Origin of the sequence: Xenorhabdus sp. KJ12.1, from assembly GCF_963876495.1 — a bacterium.
GTDB lineage: Bacteria > Pseudomonadota > Gammaproteobacteria > Enterobacterales > Enterobacteriaceae > Xenorhabdus > Xenorhabdus stockiae.
The window spans coordinates 1-602 of the sequence record NZ_CAWNQH010000021.1 but is presented as its reverse complement, the minus strand read 5'-3'; the positions used below and the strand labels follow the sequence as shown (position 1 = coordinate 602).

Genomic DNA, 602 nt, shown 5'->3' with positions numbered 1-602 from the left:
TACCCCTTGAAGGGGTCTACATGCTCTTTACTACTCAATTTATCCGAGATTAAATCCGACTTTTCTTGCTCTCTGATATACTTTTGAATTGTCGCTTCATTTAGCCCTACCGTACTGACATAGAACCCTTCCGCCCAAAACTTTCTGTTGCCAAATTTATATTTTAAATTGGCGTGTCTATCAAAGATCATCAACGAACTTTTACCCTTCAAATATCCCATAAAGCTTGAAACGCTTAGCTTTGGTGGAATACTCACCAACATATGAACATGATCTGGCATGAGATGACCTTCGATTATTTCCACACCTTTATACTTACAAAGGTCTCTGAGGATCTCTCCCACACTTGAACGAATATTATTAAAAATCACTTTCCGTCTATATTTCGGCGAAAAGACGATAGGGTATTTACACAGCCACTTTGTATGCGCTGAGCTTTGTGCTTTAATGCCCATAAACACCTTTCCTTATTTGAGTTACGAATATTAGCTTGAACATCTATATCGTAACGGAAAGGTGTTTTTCTTGGTATAACCTTTGAACTCCACCCGCAAAGCGGGTGGTTTTATGTTTAAGACGCTAACGCGACTTAAACTGGCTAA

Annotated in this window: 1 protein-coding gene; it reads right to left on the bottom strand. The window is 38.9% G+C overall.

Annotation, left to right across the window (positions count from 1 at the left end; genetic code table 11):
• Positions 1 to 455, bottom strand: a 455-nt coding sequence (gene tnpA / locus AACS92_RS03015) for an IS200/IS605 family transposase (protein ID WP_099110181.1), incomplete at its 3' end; no start/stop codon positions are given.
• Positions 456 to 602: the final 147 nt, after the last annotated feature.